The sequence below is a fragment of the Streptomyces sp. NPDC093260 genome, from assembly GCF_040683715.1.
Taxonomy (GTDB): domain Bacteria; phylum Actinomycetota; class Actinomycetes; order Streptomycetales; family Streptomycetaceae; genus Streptomyces; species Streptomyces sennicomposti.
In genome coordinates, this window is the sequence record NZ_JBFBEK010000002.1 from 222,002 (window position 1) to 239,740 (window position 17,739).

A 17,739-nucleotide genomic window follows, 5' to 3' on the forward strand; every position below is an offset into this window, starting at 1 on the left:
GCCGGTTTCCGGCAGTATCGACAGGCGTCTCGGTGCCGGTGAACGACCAAGGAAGCGGAACCGGGGCATCGGCGCGGCCGGGGGTTAGGGGCGGGTCCCGCGGGGTGCGGGAGGATGGGGGCATGCGTACCCGACCGGTCCTCATCTACGACGGCGACTGCGGCTTCTGCACGACCTCGGTGGCCTTCGCCGAACGCCGTGTCCGCCCGCGCTGCGACGCGCTCCCGTGGCAGTCCCTGGACCTGGACGCGTACGGCGTGACCCAGGAGCGGGCCGAGCACGAGGCCCTGTGGGTGACCCCGGCGGGACAGGTGCACGGCGGTGCGCAGGCCGTCGCGAAGGCGCTGCTGAGCGCGGGCGCCCCCTGGTCCGTCGCCGGCGCGCTGCTCAGCCTGCCGCCCCTGCGCTGGGCGGCCCGCGCGGCGTACCGCCTCGTCGCGGACAACCGCCACCGCCTGCCCGGCTCGACGGCGGCCTGCGCGGTACGCCCGCGCGCCTGACTCCGCGCCGCTTCCCCCCGCGCGGACCGGCAGTGGACGGGACCGGGCAAGCCCTATGCTGCCGCGATGACCAAGCCGGAGATCGAACTCGTCATATTCGACTGCGACGGTGTGCTCGTGGACAGCGAACGCATCGCCGCGCGCGTCCAGGTCGCCCTCGGCGCGGAGCTGGGCTGGCCGCTCACGGAGGCGGAGGTCGTGGACCGGTTCGTCGGCCGCTCGCACGCGGCCATCCGCGAGCAGGTGGCCGCCCGGCTCGGCGAGCGGACGGCGGCGCTGTGGTCCGAGCGGTTCGAGCGGATGCACCGCGAGGCCGTGGACCTGGACCTGGCCCCGGTGGAGGGTCTGCCCGAGGCACTGGACGCCCTCACCGTCGCCACCTGCGTCGCCTCCAGCGGCAGCCACGAGAAGATGCGGCACACCCTGGGCCGTACGGGCCTGTACGAGCGCTTCGCGGGCCGCATCCACAGCTCCACGGAGGTCGCCCGCGGCAAGCCCGCCCCGGACCTGTTCCTCCACGCGGCCGCGCGGATGGGGGTGGCCCCCGCCGCCTGCGTGGTGGTCGAGGACAGCCGCCCGGGCGTCGAGGCGGCCCGAGCGGCCGGCATGCACGCCTTCGGCTACGCCGGCGGCCTCACCCCGCCGGAGCGCCTGGCGGGCCCGGGCACCACGGTCTTCCACGACATGCGCGACCTCCCCGCCCTGCTGGCGGCCCACTGACGGCACCTGTCCCGGGGAGCATCGGGAACGGCCGCTCCACGTCGTCCCGCGAACGGGCGCGCGTTCGCGGGATCGGAAAACACCTCCACCACGCCGCCGGGCCCGGGCCCGGGCCGGTGGCCGAAGCAGCCGTGGTGGACGGAGCTCGGGTCAGTACGGGGGGCGGTCGCGGGGAGTGCGGGGCGCCGTGGACGGGTGGGTGTGGGCCGAGTGGAGAAGGGTGGCTGCGCCTCGTACGGCCGCGGTGTGCGGGGCCGGCACCGCCCTGAGCGGGGCGTGCAGACGGCCGGTGAGGCGGTAGGTGATCTCCGGGCGCAGCGCGCCGCCGCCCGCCAGCAGCACCCCGCGGTGCAGGGCGTCCAGGGTGAGCGACGTACGGTCCTGCCGCAGCATCGCCGTCACCATCGCGGCCACCGCCTCGCTGATGTCGGCCGCCGACGCGGTGTCCAGGTCGCTGGTGCCGAGCGCGGTGCGGCGCGCGTCGACCACCGCGCCGTCCGCCAGCAGCACCACCTCGGTCAGGTGCGCGCCGATGTCCACCACGAGCAGCGGCCGGCTCGGGTCCGCCCCCGCGCCCAGGGCGACGGCACGCGCGCCGGGAACGGTCAGCACACTGCGCGGGCGCAGCACCTCCACCGCCGTACGGGCCCGGGCGCGGTAGGCGACCCCGTCCAGCACCGGAGCGGTCACCACCACCAGCGGACGCGTGAAGCGGGGCAGCCGGTGGCCGAGCAGCCGCTCCAGCATCCGCGCGGTGCCCGGCGTGTCGATGATCGCGCCGCGCTGGATCGGATACACCGCGCCCGCCCCGGGGAACGTCACCGTCGGCACGTCCAGGACCAGACCGCGCCCGGCGATCCACGCGCGGGTGCGGGCGCTGCCCATGTCGAGGGCGATCCCGCAGCAGTGCCGGCACAGCGGCCAGGGCCGGTGCCGTACGGCGCTGACGGCCGACGCGCGCGGGCCGGGGGCGACGGTCACCGGCCGGCCTCCCTCACCTGCTGGCAGCGGGCGCAGTACCGGGCCTGGGGCACTATCTCCAGCCGTTCGCGCGCGATGGGCCGACGGCACAGGTGGCAGGCGCCGTAGCTGCCGTCGTCCAGGCGGGCGAGGGCGGCCTCCACGTCGGCGAGGACCATCCGAGCGGAGGCGGCCAGCTTGACCCGGACCTCCACCTGCCCGTCGGCCCGGTGCTGGAGCAGGGCGTCGGCACGGGAGGTCGCGGCGGCGGCGATCTGCTGCAACTGCTCCTGGCGGAACAGACGCTGCTCGTGCAGGTTCTCGCGCAGTGCGGCGAGGTCCTCGGGCGTCAGGTGCGCCGCACGGTGCGGGGCCTGGTGCGGCGCGCGGTCCGTCGTGCGGTGCGTGGTGTGGTCCGTCGTCGGGTCCGTGGCGCGGTCGCCGATGGTCTGGTGGTTCACCGTTTCACCCCTCGGGCAGGGCAGCGGAGACAGGAGGCGCAAGACGTGGGCAGGGCGTGGGGCGGTCGGGGGCGGCCGTCAGGGCGTACGGCGCATGCAGGCCACGCAGTGGCCCGTGTACGGCAGGATCTCCAGCCGCTCGGCCGGGACCGGCTTGGCGCAGCCCAGGCAGACCCCGTACGTGCCGTCCTCGATCCGGGCGAACGCCGCGTCGATCTCCTTGAGCACCCGCTCGATCGCGTCCTTCTGCGCCGACATCAGATGGTCGTCCGCGCTCTGCCCGGTCTCGGTCAGCGCCCGCAGCTGGACCAGCCGGGTGCCGCGCGCGTGTTCGAGGCGCCGGCGGGCCTCGTGAGCGGTCAGACGCTCGGGGCGGGAGTCGGTCCGAGCGGCGTCGAGCGACATGGCGGTCCCTTCCGTAGGTGCGCACCTTCTGCGATGTCTCCACCCTCGCCGCCGCGGCCGCGTGAGCCCATCGGGTCCAGGCCCCATTTGCGCGGGGTCGCACGCTGCACTCCGTACGGTCATGGGTAGCCCGTGGCCCGTGAAATGGGGGCCGGAGCCCATCGACCGGGCGCGCGGCGGGGGGCAGGCTCGAAGGCGGACAGGGGCCGCGACTCGTCCGGGTGCGCGATGCCCGACAGTGGAGGCATGACAGCCCGGCACGTATGAGGAGGCGCAACCGCGGTGTCCCTGTTCTGGCGGATCTTCGGACTCAACGCCGTGGTGCTCGGCTCGGCCACCGCGCTGCTGCTGTGGGCTCCGGTGACCGTCTCCGTGCCGGTGGTGCTGACCGAGGCGGTGATCCTGGTCGGCGGCCTGGTCGTCATGCTCGTCGCCAACGCCGCCCTGCTGCGCTGGGGCCTGTCCCCGCTGGACCGGCTGACCCGGCTGATGACCACCGTCGATCTGCTGCGCCCCGGCCAGCGGCTGCCCGCGCACGGCGGCGGCGAGGTCGCCGACCTGATCCGCACGTTCAACGCGATGCTCGACCGCCTGGAGCAGGAGCGCGCCACCAGCAGCGCCCGCGTGCTGCTCGCCCAGGAGGCCGAGCGGCGCCGGATCGCGCAGGAGCTGCACGACGAGGTGGGGCAGAGCATGACCGCGGTCCTGCTCGCCCTCAAGCGGGCCGCCGACGCGGCCGACCCGCCGCTGCGCGACGAGCTGCACCAGGCGCAGGAGATCACCCGGGAGAGCCTGGACGAGGTACGGCGCCTGGTACGGCGGCTGCGGCCGGGCGTCCTGGACGACCTCGGCCTCGTCGCCGCGCTGACCTCGCTCACCTCGGACTTCGCCACCCACACCGGGCTGCGGGTGGTACGCCGCTTCGACGCCGAGCTGCCCGCCCTGGACCCGGAGACGGAGCTGGTCCTCTACCGCGTCGCCCAGGAGAGCCTGACCAACGCGGCCCGGCACGCCGACGCCGAACGCGTCGAGGTCGCCCTCACCCGGGCCGACGGCGCCGTGGTGCTGGCGATCACCGACGACGGCCGCGGGATCAAGACCGCCTGCGAGGGCGCCGGCATCCGGGGGATGCGGGAGCGGGCCCTGCTCGTCGGGGCCGCGCTGGACGTCACGGACGCGGCTGACGGCTCCTCGGCCCTTCCGGCGGCGGACGCGTCCGCCGCCGCGCCCGGCGCGTCCCCCGTGGGCGCGTCACCCGGGGCGCCCCTCGCCGACCCGCCTCCCGGCGCGACCACCACCGCCGACGCGGGCGCCCCCGCCGGCAACGGGCCCGCCGCCGGACCCGGCACCCGCGTCCGCCTCACCGCGCCCGTCCCCAGCAAGCCCAGGAAGCAGCCGTGACCATGCCGTCCACGTCCGACCCCACCCCGTCGCCCACGTCCGGCTCCGCGCCCGCCTCCGCCTCCGCCCCGCGCCCGATCCGCATCCTGCTCGCCGACGACCACGCCCTCGTCCGGCGCGGAGTGCGGCTCATCCTCGACCAGGAACCGGATCTGGAGGTGGTCGCCGAGGCCGGTGACGGCGCCGAGGCGATCGGGATGGCCCGCTCCCACGAGATCGACCTCGCCGTCCTGGACATCGCGATGCCCCGTCTGACCGGGCTCCAGGCCACCCGCGAACTGGCCTCCCTCAAGCCGGACCTGCGCATCCTGATGCTGACGATGCACGACAACGAGCAGTACTTCTTCCAGGCGCTCAAGGCCGGGGCCTGCGGCTACGTACTCAAGTCCGTCGCCGACCGGGACCTGGTCGCCGCCTGCCGGGCCGCGATGCGCGACGAGCCCTTCCTCTACCCCGGCGCCGTCACCGCGCTGATCCGCAACTACCTCGACCGCGTCCGGCACGGCGACGAGACCCCCGACCAGGTCCTCACCCCGCGCGAGGAGGAGGTCCTGAAGCTGGTGGCGGAGGGCCACTCCTCCAAGGAGATCGCCGAGATCCTCTTCATCAGCGTCAAGACCGTCCAGCGGCACCGCGCCAACCTGTTGCACAAGCTCGGCCTGCGCGACCGCCTCGAACTCACCCGTTACGCCATCCGCGCCGGCCTCGTCGAACCCTGACCCGCCCGCGCCCCGGACCACCCGGGGTCCCGGCCGCTACTCCCCGGCCGGGACCCCGGGTCCGTACGCCCGCCACGACCGTGTGAGAGCACGACCCGTGCGAGAGACCCAGGTGAGAGGGGGAGGCGCATGCGCCCCGCGTCACGCACCGCCCACGCCCCCGCCCGCACATCGCGGGCGTACACCCTGCTCACGGCCGTCCTGCTGACCCTGCTCACCGCCGTCACGGCGACCGGCGGCAACAGCATCAACGGCACGAGCGTCGGCGCCGCCCCCGGCGCACACACCGCCGCCCCTGGCCCCGCCGGCACCGGCACCGCTCCGACCCCCCACGCCGACGAACAGTGCCCCGCCGTCTGCACCGCCCAGGCCGGCACCCGGCAGGAGCACCACGGCGAGCGTCCGGCCCCACCGGGCCACCTCGCCACCACCCCGAACGCCACCGCCGTACCCCCGCCCGCGCCCGCGCGCACCCCACCGGCCCGCGCGCCCGGGCACGCCCTGCTGGGTCACCCGGTCCCCGACCGCGACCGGGCCCCGCCCGCCCCCTCCGGCATCCGACGCGTCCGACCATCCCCCAGCATCCGGGCTCCGCACGGGTGCGCCGCCGGAGGACTCCTTGATCCGTTCCGCCCGTGTGAGGGCGCTGTTCGCCCTCGCCGTCATCGCCGTGTCCCTGTACATCGCCGCCACCGTTCCGGTCCGTCTCGGGCTCGATCTGCGCGGCGGCACCCAGATCGTGCTGGAGACCCGTTCCACCCCGACCGCCGAGGCCGACCGCGCGGCCACCGACCGCACGCTGGAGGTGCTACGCGGGCGCGTCGACGCGCTCGGCGTCGCCGAACCGGCCCTCGTCCGCTCCGGCGCCCACCGGATCATCGTCGAACTGCCCGGCGTCCAGGACCCGAAGAAGGCGGCCGAGGTGCTCGGCCGCACCGCGCAGCTCACCGTCCACCCGATCCTCGGCCCGGCCGGGACCGGGGAGGAGACACCGGCGAAGACGGAAGGTTCCGGCGAGCAGGTCCTGCCCGACGAGTCCGGGCAGCGGCTGCGGCTGGCCGCGACCGCGATGACCGGCGAGGACGTCAAGGGCGCCGACGCCCGGTTCGACCCGGAGACCGGCGCCGGCTGGCACGTCACCGTGGACTTCGACCGGGCGGGCCGGGAACGGTGGGCGAAGCTGACCGGTGAGGCGGCGTGCCGGCCGGCGGGCGATCCCGCGCGCCGGGTCGCCATCGTGCTGGACGGCCGGATCATCTCCGCCCCGCAGGTCGATCCGTCGGTGGCCTGCGGCACGGGCATCACGGGCGGCTCCACCCGGATCACCGGCTCCTTCGACGACGCCGAGGCCCGCGAGCTGGCGCTGCTGGTCAACGGCGGCGCGCTGCCCGTACCGGTCGAGACGGTCGAGCAGCACACCGTGGGCCCGACGCTGGGCGCCCGCGCCATCACCGCCGGCGCCTGGGCCGCCGCGATCGGCACCGCCCTGACCGCGCTGTTCATCATCGTGGTCTACCGGTTGATGGGCGCCCTCGCCGCGGTGGCGCTGCTCGCCTACGGCCTGATCTCCTACGCCGCCCTGGCCGCCCTCGGCGCCACGCTGACACTGCCGGGGCTGGCCGGGTTCGTGCTGGCGATCGGCATGGCCGTGGACGCGAACGTCCTGGTGTTCGAGCGGGCGCGGGAGGAGTACGCCGCGCGGGTGCGGCCGACCGGCCGCTCGGCGCTGACCGCCGGGTTCCGTCACGCCTTCAGCGCCATCGCCGACTCCAACGTCACCACGCTCATCGCGGCCGGGCTGCTGTTCTTCCTGGCCTCCGGCCCGGTGCGCGGCTTCGGCGTGACCCTGGGCATCGGCGTCATCGCGTCCGTGATCAGCGCGCTGGTCGTCACCCGTGTCCTCGCCGACTTCGCCGTCTCGCGCGCGCCGGTGCACCGGCGGCCCGGCCTCACCGGGCTGGCCACCGCCGGCCGGGTGCGCGCCGCGCTGGCCCGCCGCGAGCTGCGCCCGATGCGCCGGCCGCGCCGCTGGCTGGCCGCCTCCGCCGTCGCCCTGCTGCTCGCCGGCTCGGGCATCGCGGTGCGCGGCCTCGACCTCGGCCTGGAGTTCACCGGCGGCCGGATGCTCCAGTACGACACCGCGCGGGCCGTGGACCCCGACCGCGCCCGTACGGCGCTCTCCGACGCGGGCTTTCCGGGCGCCGTCGTGCAGACCACCGGGGACACGGGCCTGACCGTGCGCACCGGGGAGCTGACCGACGCCCGGGCCGACGCGGTCACCCGGACCGTGGACGCGCTCGGCGGCGGCGCGGAGAAGGTCCGCGACGAGCTCATCGGACCGAGCCTCGGCGAGGAGCTGCGCCGGGGCGCGCTGATCTCGCTCGGCGTGGCGCTCGGGGCGCAGCTGCTGTATCTCGCGGCGCGGTTCCGCTGGCTGTTCGGGACGGCGGCGGTCGCCGCGCTCGCGCACGACGCGGTGGTCCTCGTCGGCGTGTTCGCGTGGCTGGGCAAACCGGTGGACGGGGTGTTCCTGGCCGCGCTGCTGACGGTGATCGGCTACTCGGTCAACGACTCGGTCGTCGTCTTCGACCGCGTCCGGGAGCTGGCGCGGCGGGACCGCACGGCGCCGCTGGCCGACGTCACCGACCGCGCGATCCTCCAGACCCTGCCGCGCACGGTGAACACCGGGATGGGCGCGGTCCTCATCCTCGCCTCCCTGGCCGTCCTCGGCGGCGACTCCCTGACCGACTTCGCCCTCGCCCTCCTCATCGGCCTGACGGTCGGCACGTACTCGTCGGTCTTCACCGCCTCCCCGATCGCCGTCGAACTCGACCGTCTGCGGCGCGCACGACGCGGGGCGGGACTTCGGCGCTGCCTGCGCCGACGCGGACGGGACGGACGACTCACGGGCGCCGGCGGGGACGCGGTGGCCGACTCGCGCGAGCGGGCGGGCCGCGCACGGGTGTCCGGGCACTGAGACGAACATCGCCCCGCGCGAGGCAACGCGCGGGGCGGCCTCGCGGTCCATACGGTTGTGCGCACGGTGGGCGGGGAACTGCTCCGGGGAGCCGGACGGTGGCACGGCGGCGGCGCAGGGAACGGAAGCGGAAGGATCGGCCAGGGAGACGGCGTGGGACCGGGAGCACCGGAAGGGGAACGGCGTGGACGTGAGACGGTGACCCGGTTCGCGCGGTTCGTCCTGCGCACCCTGCGCGGCGAGTGGAACGCCATCGTGGCCGATCCGGTGCGGCGGCTGATGCGGCGCGGCCCCGCCGGGCTGCTGCTCGCCTTCGTGGCCGCCTTCGGGGTGATCTTCTTCCACGCGATCGCGCAGCATCCGCGCGGCGAGACCGTCGTACGGCTCGTCGGCGGCGTCCAGGCCGACCTGCCCCTGTGGCAGGCCCTGCTGCGCACGCCGGTCTCGCTCTACGTCCCGGCCCTGGACCTGCCGGTGTGGGCGGGCATCACCCAGCTGTTCCTGGCGTTCGCGCTGGCCGAACTGACCCTGGGCCGGGGCCGCACCCTGTTCATCTCCTACGCCACGACGCTGGCCGGCACCCTCACGGTGCGGGTGATGCTCGCGATGGGTCCGGGGTGGTGGGGCCTCGGGCTGCCGTCGGAGGTCGGCCACGTCCTCGACACCGGTCCGTCCGCGGCGGTGGTGGGTCTGTTCACCTATCTCTCCGTCGTCCGGCGCGCGCCCGTCGTCTTCTTCCTCACCGGCGGCTCGATGGTCGTCGAGTCCGTGCTGAAGCCCAACCTGGCCGGGCGCGAGCACCTGATCGCCATCGCCACGGCGCTGATCCTCGCCCTGATCGACGAACGCGCCTGGCGCCTGCTGCGACGGCGGCCCCGCCACACCCCCGGCTCGCCCGCCGACGCGGCCTCCGGGGCGGCGGCCTCCGGAGGGGAGGCCGGGGTGGCCGCCGACGCGGCCTCCGGAGGGAAGGCCGAGGTGGCGGCCCCCGAGGCGGGGACCGAGGGCCCACCGACCGCGCCGGCACGCACCGTGCTGGTGCTCGGCCGCGAGGACGTACGCGTTCCCGCCTCGCCCGCCGCCGCTCCCGGAGAGGCGGCGCGGCACGACCGCACGGTCCCGTCGGCCGCGACCACGGACCGGCCGGTGGCACGCGCGGGGCAGCCGAACGCGATCGGCGCCGAACGGCCGGACCGCACCTGCACGAGCACCGGACGGCCGGTCCGGGCCGGACGGCCGGCGCGGACCGGGGCTCCGGTGCGGGGCCAGGGGCCCGCGCGGGGCGAGGGAGCGGCGCGTGGGCAGGGGCCGGACCAGGCCGGAGGAGCCGGCCAGGTCAGAGGACCGGGCCAGGTCAGAGGACCGAGCCGAACCGAGGGACCCGGTCGACTCGACGGAACGGGCCGCGTCGAGGAACCGGCGCGGGTCGAGGGGGCGAGGCCGGCCAGGGGACCGGGCCGGACCGAAGGCGCGGGCCGAACCGGGGAACCGGCTCGGATCGAAGGACCAGGCCAGGTCGGCACACCGGACCGGGCCGAGGAACCGGGCGGGACGAGGGCCACCCGGGAGGCGAGCGCCGCCCGGGAGGCGAGGACTGCCCGGCGGTCGAGCCTCAGGCGCTGACGCGGCACGCCGGCCGACGCGCCCGCGAGGCGTCGGCAGCCGGGGCCGGCGTCGCGGCCCGTGTCCACCGCGGCGAGGACGACGACGCAGCGGTCGTCGTCGCCCCGGACCGCCCCTGCTCTCCCCTCACCCCACCGGGCCTCCCGGAGGACGCGGGGCGGCACGGGACGGGGCGGCGCGGCGCGGGACAGGCGCGGGACAGGGCAGGGCGGCGCGGGACATCCGCCCGGACACCGCCCGTGGGACGATCCGGCTCCCCTGGGCGGCGCGCCCGCACATCCCCCGGCGCAGCCCGCTCCCCCACCCTCCCCGGGAGGCGGGCCGCCCTCCCAGGGGAGACGACCCGGCCGCACCGCCCCCCGGAGGACAGGCCGCTCTCCCGGGGAGGACGCCCCGGCCGCACTCCCAGGGGAGCCCGACCCCGTCCCGGGGGCCAAGGCGCCGCCTCACCCCCGGAAGGGGCGCCCCGCCCCGACGGGTCAGCGCAGGACGCTCGTCCGGGCCGCCGTGGCCGTGTCGATGCCCGGCAGCACCTTCGGCGCGGGCGTCCCGGTCAGGGACGGCGCCGTGGGCGCGGGCGAGGACGGCGACGGTGAGCACAGCGCCGCGCCGATGTACCCGTTGAGCGCGTCGTCGATCGGGCTCGGCTCGAAGCCCGTGCCGTCGGCGGTCAGGCGCTCGTACTTCATGAGGTTCCAGCCCGCGGCCACCTGCCGCTCGCCGTCCGGGCTGGACAGGGCGATCGTGCCGGCGCCGAACACCGCGCCGTCGTGGCCCCAGAACCGGCCGCAGCCGGGGATGTCGACGGCGTAGATGCCGAGGCCGTAGTCCATGCCGTTCACCTGTACCGTGCGCTGCATCTGCGTCAGCGACGCCTTGCTCACCAGGCGTCCGGTCAGCAGCGCGCGGTAGAAGCGGTTCAGGTCGTCGGCGGTGGAGACGACCGCGCCCGCCGTGTAGGCCCACGACATGTCGTAGACGCTGTAGTCGCGGGGCGGGTCGATCAGGCCGTAGAAGTTCTCGTACATCCGCGGGTGCGGGCCCTGGATGTACGGGGTGCGCGGGTAGGAGGTGCGGCGCAGCCCGGCCCGGTCGATGACGTGCCGGGTGATGTACGTCCGCGGGTCCTGGCCGGTGACCTTGCGCAGGATCAGCCCGGCGATGACGTAGTTGGTGTTGGCGTAGTGGCCGGGCTGTGCGCCGGGCTCGCCGGTGGCGGGCGCGGCGAGGCCGATGCGGACGAGTTCCTCGGGGCGGACGGAGCGGAAGCGCTCCTCGTCCAGGCTGGCCGTCGAGCCCTGGGCGAGCGACGGGAACGCGCCGACGACGTAGTCCGCGATGCCGCTGGTGTGGTTCAGCAGCATCCGGACGGTGATCCTGTGGCCGCGCTCGCCGGGGATCAGGCCCGGCAGATAGCGGTCGACCGGGTCGTCCAGCCGGATCGTGCCGCGCTCGACCTGCTGGAGCACGGCGACGGCGGTGAACGTCTTGCTGATGCTGCCCACCCGCTGCCGCATGTCCGCACGCACCGGACGGCCGGTGGTCACGTCGGCGACGCCGGAGGCGCCGGACCAGGTCCGCGCGCCGTCGCGGACGGAGGAGTAGACGCCGTACATGCCGGCGTCGGTGACGGCGCGCAGGGCGGTGCGCAGCGCCACCGGGTCCGGTGCGGCCGACTCGTGTGCCGCCGAGGGCGCCGGGGCGGCGGCTGTGGTGTCCGCGACGGCGGCGGGCACGGCGGCGGTCAGTAACAGGACGGTGACCACGGCGGTTTTGGCGGTCCGGAGGATGCGCAAGGGATTCCCCTCCCACGGGCGTGTACGAACAGGGATGTCCGTCATCCTGTTCGATCACGCGCGGGCGCCGCATCCTTCGGGTGGATGAACCGCCGTCCGCGGAACGGCACTTCAGGAGGGTCCCCGCAGCCGGCTCCCCGGTCAGCCCTTCTCGTCGAAGCTGGCGAAGTACGCCGCCGCCATGTCCTGTCCGCCATGTCCCTGCGCGGCGGCGCGGGCGAAGCGTTCGGCGCTCGCGGCGGCCACGTCGAGGCGTACGCCGCACTGCTCGCCGGCCGCCACGATCAGCCGGGCGTCCTTCTCGGCGGTGGTCACGGCGAAGCTCGGCGGCTCCAGTGCGCCGTCGAGGATGAGCGCGGCCTTGGCGTGCAGATAGCCCATGTCGAGCGGGCCGCCGGAGATAAGGTCGAAGAAGCCCTGCGGGTCCACGTCGAGCCCCTTGGCCAGCGCGAGCGCCTCGCCGGTGGCGGTGGTGGCCGCGATGACCCAGCTGTTGGCGACCAGCTTGAGCCGGGTGGACGTCGCCGCCGCCCCGTCCTCACCGGTCCACACCGTACGGGCGCCGACCGCGTCGAACACCGGGACCACCGCGTCCCGGCCCGCCTCCGGCCCGGCGGCCAGCACGGTCAACTGCCCCGCCTCGGCGGGCTGCCTGGTGCCGAGGACCGGGGCGTCGTAGAAGAGCAGGCCGTGTTCGGCGGCGAGGGCGGCGAGTCGGGGGACCGTGTCCAGGCCGGCCGTGGTCGACTGGACCCACGCCGCGCCCGCGCGCGCCGCCGGGGCGGCCTCGCGCACGACCTCCAGCACCGTGTGGCCGTCGTACAGCATCGTGAGGACCACATCGGCGTCGCGGACCGCCTCGGCGGCCGTGTCCACGACCTGCGCGCCGTCGGCGGCCAGCGGCTCCGCCTTGTCCCGGGTGCGGTTCCACGCCCGGACGGTGTGCCCGGCGCGAAGGAGGTTGCGGGCCATCGCGGCGCCCATGATCCCGGTGCCGAGGACTCCCACGGTGCGGGTCGTGTCAGTCATCTGTGCGTTCCCTTCCTGTTGCCCCCCGCGGCGTCGACAGGTCGAGTATCCGCGATCACGGAGGCCACGGACGGGACGTCAGGCCCTCGCGGGGCGGCGGTACACGGATCCTCGGTGAAGTGCGCGGTACGCCTACGCCATCCAGAAGAAGACGGCCGTCATCCGCTTCTCCTCCAGCGTCCGGCCGAAGTAACCGGTCGCGCTGTGCACCAGGTTGGCGTGGTAGAGCAGCAGCCGGTTGGCCTTGTGCGGCACCCGTACGTCCTCCTCGAAGGCGTCCGGCGCGACGAACCGGGTGCCCAGCGCCTCCACCAGGTTGGTGTGCGGGGCCTGGACGACGTTGCCGCCGAGCCGGCCGCCGGGCAGGGACTGGCGGTAGAAGCTGGTGCCGCAGTCCTTGGGGGCGGCCGGGTTGAGGTAGAGGACGGCCGCGTACCGGCACAGCGCCCGCGAGTCCGTGTGCGGGCGCGGATCGCTCTCGCCCTCGCCGACGACCTGGACGCAGTTGTGGTTGAGGGTGCCGCCGCCGGGCGCCTGCTGCACCCACAGCTCCTTCGCCCCGGTGGCCTTCTTCACCAGCCGTTCCACCCGGGCCAGTTCGCCCGGTTCCAGACCCGGCATGGTGCGCAGACCGGGCCAGGTCTCCGAGGTGTACGGATAGCCCTCGACCCAGTCGTCCCTGCTCAGCACCCGCTCCCGGACGGCCGCCGCGTCCGGCAGGACGTCGTCGATCACCCAGTAGTCACGGCCCTTGGTGGGCTTGCGGTAGGGCAGGACGGGCAGCTCGGTGGGCGCGCCGGAGCGGCCGGGGGGCTGTGGGGGCATGCGGCCGAATGTAGGGCGGACGCTCCCCTCGCCTGTCCCACGCGCCGGTCAACATTCTCCACCCGGCGGTCAACATTGCCCCAACGCCCGCAATGCGCAGGCAAGCCGGCCCGGCGGCGCGGGTCCGAACCGGGTGGTCCGGCCCGGTTTCGGCAGAGCGGAGATTTTACCTTCCCTAGAGGTTCCGGCGGTTTCCCCGCCCGTACTCCGGTACGTCCGAACCCGCCGCGCTCAGGCGGGTACCACGGCCGGGCAGGAGGCACGGTGCGCTTTTCGCGGAACGCGACGGGAACTCTCTTCGTGACCGGAGCTCTGGGGCTGACCCTCGCCGCGCTCGCCTATCCGGGCATGCTGGGGTTGCAGACCGTCTCCAGCAGCCCGTCCCGGATCATCGCCCAGACCCAGTGGGGGCCGCTGACGGAGGCGGACCGGGACTTCGTGGTCAAGGTGCGCGCGGCCGGCCTGTGGGAGTACCCGGTCGGCCAGATGGCCGTGAAGAAGGGCACCACCAAGGCGGTCGTCACCGCCGGCCGGCACCTGATCGACGGGCACGCGGCGCTGGACGCCAGCTGCCGCAAGATCGCGCCCATGCTGAACATCACGCTGCCCAACATCGCCAGCCCCCAGCAGCAGGGCTTCGTGGACACGCTCAGCGCCGACACCGGCAAGAAGTTCGACAGCGACATGGCCAACATCCTGCGCGTGACGCACGGCTCGATCTTCAACACCATCGCGAAGATCCGCTCCACCACCGAGAACAGCCTGGTGCGGGCGCTCGCCAACCAGGCCAACGCCACCGTCCTGGACCACATCACGGTGATGGAGGAGACCGGCCTGGTCGACTACGACCAGGTGCTGTTCCAGCAGACGACCCCGCCGAAGCTGCCCGCCTCCGACCTCACCCCGCCGCCGCCCCCCGGCGGCCAGCCCGAGCTGGTGCTCACGCCGCCGCCGAACGCCACCTCCACCCCGCTGGACCTCGGCGACCGCCCGGGCGCGACCCCGGCCCCCAGCCCGACGGTGCGGTGAGGGACGGGGCCACGACGGCGGGCGGCCACCGCAGGCGGGGGAGCGTCACGCCAGCCACACCGTGGTGTCCGGCTCCAGCCGGCGGGCGTCCGCCAGCGGCGCGCTGCTCAGCAGCACCTCGCCCGGCGGCAGTGGAACCTCCGCGTCCGACAGGTTGGTGACGCACCGCCAGCCCTCGGACCGGGTGAACGCGAGCACCCCGTCCGGGGTGTCCTCCGCCCAGGTCAGCTCCTCGCCCGCGAGCAGTTTGCGGCGCAGCCTGAGGGCGGTGCGGTACAGCTCCAGCGTCGAGCCCTCGGCCCCTTCCTGCGCCTGCACGGAGTACGCCCCGAAGCCGGCCGGCTGCGGCAGCCAGGACCCGCCCGGCCCGAAGCCGTACGACGGTCCGGTCGTCGTCCACGGCAGCGGCACCCGGCAGCCGTCCCGGCCCTTGCGGACGTGGCCGGTCTGCTCCCAGATCGGGTCCTGCAGGACCTCGACGGGCAGGTCGGCGACCTCGGGCAGGCCCAGTTCCTCGCCCTGGTAGAGGTAGGCCGAGCCGGGCAGGGCCAGCATCAGCAGCGTGGCCGCGCGGGCGCGGCGCAGCCCCGCCGCCGTGTCGACCGCCGGGGCCCGGCCGCCGGACAGCAGCCAGGCGTCGCCGTCCGTGCCGGGCGGCAGCATCAGCCGGGAGGCGTGCCGGATCACGTCGTGGTTGGACAGCACCCAGGTGGCCGAGGCCCCGGCGGCGCGGGCGGTGGCCAGCGAGGCGGCGATGGTCCGGCGCAGCTCGGCCGCGTCCCAGCCGGCCTGGAGGTACTCGAAGTTGAAGGCCTGGCCCAGCTCGTCCGGCCGGGCGTACAGCGCGCGCCGCGCGTCGGGCACCCAGGCCTCGGCGACCGCCGTGCGGGGCGGGGAGTAGGCGTCGAAGATCTTGCGCCAGTCGCGGTAGATCTCGTGCACGTCGTCCCGGTCCCAGTACGGGTGGCTGCCCGGCGGCAGGTGCGGCAGCGCGTCCTCGCCGGTGACGCCGATGTCCCCGACGTCGCGCAGCGGCTCGTCCAGGTCCTTGACCAGGGCGTGGGCGACATCGACGCGGAAGCCGTCCACGCCCCGGTCGGACCAGAACCTGAGGGTGGTGCGGAAGTCGGCGCGGACCTCCTCGTCGCGCCAGTCGAAGTCGGGCTGCTCGGGCGCGAACAGGTGCAGGTACCACTGGCCGTCCGGCACCCGGGTCCAGGCGCTGCCGCCGAACACGGACCGCCAGTCGGTGGGCGGGAGTTCGCCGTGCGCGCCCCGGCCGTCGCGGAACACGTACCGGGCGCGGGCGGCGGAGCCGGGGCCGGCGTCCAGCGCCTCCTGGAACCAGCGGTGCCGGTGGGAGCTGTGGTTGGGGACGATGTCGACGATCACCTTCAGCCCGAGGCGGTGCGCCTCGGCGACCATCGCGTCGAAGTCGTCCAGCGTGCCGAGGCGCGGGTCCACGTCGCGGTGGTCGGCCACGTCGTAGCCGCCGTCGGCCAGCTCGGAGGGGTAGAACGGGCTGAGCCACACGGCGTCCACACCGAGCCCGGCGAGATGGGCCAGGCGCCGGGTGACGCCCCGGACGTCCCCGAGCCCGTCCCCGTCGGCGTCGGCGAAACTGCGCGGATACACCTGGTAGACGACGGCCTGACGCCACCAGTCGGGGTCCGGGGACGACAGGTCGGGCGGGGAGTCGTGCGCGGCGGTGCGGTCGGTCACGCGGTCTCCTCTTCGATGTGGCGGGGATGACGTGGACACAGGGTGATGTCGGGGCAATGCGGGAGCAATGCCGGGGCAACACAGAGAACCCTGTCCAGTTCCCCGGAGCCGTGAACCACGCCGGAGGGGGACCGAGGGGCGTAATCCGGAGGGTCCCGGAGCGCGGGGGCGTATGCCGAAGGGCCGTACGGGCGCGGGCGCGGGAGCCTGCGCCCGCGGTAAAGCCCCGGCCGCAGGACGACGCCGCGGAGGCGGACGCCGTCAGCCGTGCGACGACGCCGGGGCGACGACCGTCAGCCGCGCGGCGTCACAGCGGTGGCGGACGCCTTGAGCCGCGCGACCGCGCGGCGGCGACGGACGTCGTCAGCCCTCGACCGTGGCCAGGTACAGCTTCACGTACCGTTCCACGTCGATGTCCAGCGCCACGTCCACCAGGGGCTGTTCGCGGGCCTCGCCGTGCAGTTCCGCCTCGCCGGGGCGCGGGCGGCGGTCCACCACCGTCTGGCCGCGCGCCGGGCCGGGGGCGAGGTTCACCTCGACCGGCAGCCGCCGGGTGGTCAGCCCCGCCGGGTCGGCGACCGCGCAGACCGCGCCCGCGTCCCCGAGGCCGCCGGCCGGATCCTCCTCACTGGTCACCGGGTCGCGGTGGGCCAGCAGCCGGCCGGCCAGGACCGCGCCCGGCTCGCCGCTCGCCCACAGCCGCCGAACGTCCTCCGCCGGGACGATCACCCGCTGGAACACGTCCAGCCCGTACATCGTGATCGGCACCCCGGCGGTGAGCAGGATCGCCGCCGCCTCCGGGTCGTGCCACACGTTGAACTCGGCGACCGCCGTGGCGTTCCCGGCGCCCACCGCGCCGCCCATGAACACGATCCGATCGATGTTGCGCGTCACCTCCGGGTGGGTGCGCAGCAGCAGGGCGATGTTGGTCAGGGGCGCGGTGGGGATCAGGGTGACCGGGCGGGGCGAGGCCAGGATCTCGCGGCGCAGCAGCGTCACCGCGTCCACGTCTGCGGCCCCGCGGCGCGGCGCGGGCAGCCCGAGGTCGCCCATGCCGTCGTGGCCGTGCACGTGGTGGGCGGTGCGCAGGGGCTCGATCAGCGGCCGCTCGGCGCCCCGCGCGACCGGGAGCGGGGGCGAGCCCGCCTGCTCCAGGACGGTGAGCGTGTTGCGTACGACCTGGTCCACGTCCGTGTTCCCGGCCACACACGTGACCGCGCGCAGGTCCAGGCCGGGATGGCGGACGGCGAACAGCAGGGCGAGGGCGTCGTCGACGCCGGTGTCGCAGTCGATGATCACGGGGGTGGGCAGGCCGGTCACAGCAGGGCTCCTCGCAACGTTCCGTCCTACCGACCCTAGAGCCTCTCGTCTGGATCCTGCCGGGCTCGCGGGCCCTGGCACCGCCCCTCGCGGCGTTGTCGCCGGTTGCCACGGCTCCGCCGTGGCGCCCTCCTCCGCCCTGCGAGGCTCCCCCACTGCCTGAACGGCGTGGGAGGCGCCCCCTCACCGGACCCCGCTCCCCGATCCGCCCTGATCCGAGCGGGAGACCCTGGAGCGTCCGCGTCCGCAGCG

At 75.2% G+C, this 17,739-nt stretch carries 14 protein-coding genes and 1 pseudogene; 7 read left to right on the forward strand and 8 right to left on the reverse strand.

Annotation, left to right across the window (positions count from 1 at the left end):
- Positions 1-122 precede the first annotated feature (122 nt).
- Both AB0N63_RS03205 and AB0N63_RS03210 read left to right on the forward strand, forming a co-directional pair.
- Positions 123-500, forward strand: a complete 378-nt coding sequence (locus AB0N63_RS03205; RefSeq protein ID WP_365523358.1) for a DUF393 domain-containing protein — start codon at positions 123-125, stop codon at positions 498-500.
- A gap of 66 nt (positions 501-566) precedes the next feature.
- On the forward strand, positions 567-1,220 hold the full coding sequence (locus AB0N63_RS03210; protein ID WP_365523361.1) for an HAD family hydrolase: 654 nt from the start codon (positions 567-569) through the stop codon (positions 1,218-1,220).
- Positions 1,221-1,370: 150 nt separating this feature from the next.
- On the opposite strand, the gene AB0N63_RS03215 is transcribed toward AB0N63_RS03210, so the two are convergent.
- The 3 genes from AB0N63_RS03215 to AB0N63_RS03225 form a co-directional block, all read right to left on the reverse strand.
- Complete coding sequence (locus AB0N63_RS03215; protein WP_365523363.1) at positions 1,371-2,201, reverse strand: rod shape-determining protein; 831 nt, start codon at positions 2,199-2,201, stop codon at positions 1,371-1,373.
- The gene (locus tag AB0N63_RS03220; protein ID WP_365523808.1) at positions 2,198-2,533 is read right to left on the reverse strand and encodes a TraR/DksA C4-type zinc finger protein; all 336 of its coding nucleotides are present in this window, start codon (positions 2,531-2,533) and stop codon (positions 2,198-2,200) included. Before AB0N63_RS03220 ends, AB0N63_RS03215 begins: the two co-directional genes overlap by 4 nt.
- Before the next feature lie 186 nt (positions 2,534-2,719).
- Positions 2,720-3,046: a TraR/DksA C4-type zinc finger protein gene (locus AB0N63_RS03225; RefSeq protein ID WP_365523367.1), complete on the reverse strand. Its 327-nt coding sequence runs from the start codon at positions 3,044-3,046 to the stop codon at positions 2,720-2,722.
- 282 nt (positions 3,047-3,328) lie between these two features.
- On the opposite strand from AB0N63_RS03225, the gene AB0N63_RS03230 reads away from it, so the two are divergent.
- The 4 genes and pseudogenes from AB0N63_RS03230 to AB0N63_RS03245 all read left to right on the forward strand — a co-directional run.
- The gene (locus tag AB0N63_RS03230; RefSeq protein WP_365523369.1) at positions 3,329-4,447 is read left to right on the forward strand and encodes a HAMP domain-containing sensor histidine kinase; all 1,119 of its coding nucleotides are present in this window, start codon (positions 3,329-3,331) and stop codon (positions 4,445-4,447) included.
- 2 nt (positions 4,448-4,449) lie between these two features.
- Positions 4,450-5,166, forward strand: coding sequence for a response regulator transcription factor (locus AB0N63_RS03235; RefSeq protein WP_365523810.1), 717 nt, complete (start codon positions 4,450-4,452; stop codon positions 5,164-5,166).
- 619 nt (positions 5,167-5,785) lie between these two features.
- Positions 5,786-8,143, forward strand: a complete 2,358-nt coding sequence (gene secD / locus AB0N63_RS03240; RefSeq protein ID WP_365523373.1) for a protein translocase subunit SecD — start codon at positions 5,786-5,788, stop codon at positions 8,141-8,143.
- A gap of 198 nt (positions 8,144-8,341) precedes the next feature.
- Positions 8,342-8,983 (forward strand): annotated as a pseudogene (locus AB0N63_RS03245) (hypothetical protein); the annotation flags it as partial.
- 1,262 nt (positions 8,984-10,245) lie between these two features.
- Here AB0N63_RS03245 and AB0N63_RS03250 read toward each other — a convergent pair.
- From AB0N63_RS03250 to AB0N63_RS03260, 3 genes are all read right to left on the reverse strand, one after another.
- The gene (locus AB0N63_RS03250; protein WP_365523375.1) at positions 10,246-11,562 is read right to left on the reverse strand and encodes a serine hydrolase domain-containing protein; all 1,317 of its coding nucleotides are present in this window, start codon (positions 11,560-11,562) and stop codon (positions 10,246-10,248) included.
- 141 nt (positions 11,563-11,703) lie between these two features.
- Positions 11,704-12,591: an NAD(P)-dependent oxidoreductase gene (locus AB0N63_RS03255; protein ID WP_365523378.1), complete on the reverse strand. Its 888-nt coding sequence runs from the start codon at positions 12,589-12,591 to the stop codon at positions 11,704-11,706.
- A 132-nt stretch (positions 12,592-12,723) separates the two neighbouring features.
- Positions 12,724-13,416, reverse strand: coding sequence for a DUF6445 family protein (locus AB0N63_RS03260; RefSeq protein WP_365523381.1), 693 nt, complete (start codon positions 13,414-13,416; stop codon positions 12,724-12,726).
- A gap of 300 nt (positions 13,417-13,716) precedes the next feature.
- Here AB0N63_RS03260 and AB0N63_RS03265 point away from each other — a divergent pair, with 300 nt between their 5' ends.
- Positions 13,717-14,445 (forward strand): DUF4142 domain-containing protein, encoded by a 729-nt coding sequence (locus AB0N63_RS03265; protein ID WP_365523384.1) that lies wholly within the window; start codon positions 13,717-13,719, stop codon positions 14,443-14,445.
- A gap of 45 nt (positions 14,446-14,490) precedes the next feature.
- Here AB0N63_RS03265 and AB0N63_RS03270 read toward each other — a convergent pair whose 3' ends face one another.
- Positions 14,491-16,167: a glycoside hydrolase family 13 protein gene (locus AB0N63_RS03270; protein WP_365523387.1), complete on the reverse strand. Its 1,677-nt coding sequence runs from the start codon at positions 16,165-16,167 to the stop codon at positions 14,491-14,493.
- Between the two features lie 363 nt (positions 16,168-16,530).
- Positions 16,531-17,487: a nucleoside hydrolase gene (locus AB0N63_RS03275; RefSeq protein WP_365523390.1), complete on the reverse strand. Its 957-nt coding sequence runs from the start codon at positions 17,485-17,487 to the stop codon at positions 16,531-16,533.
- Positions 17,488-17,739 lie beyond the last annotated feature (252 nt).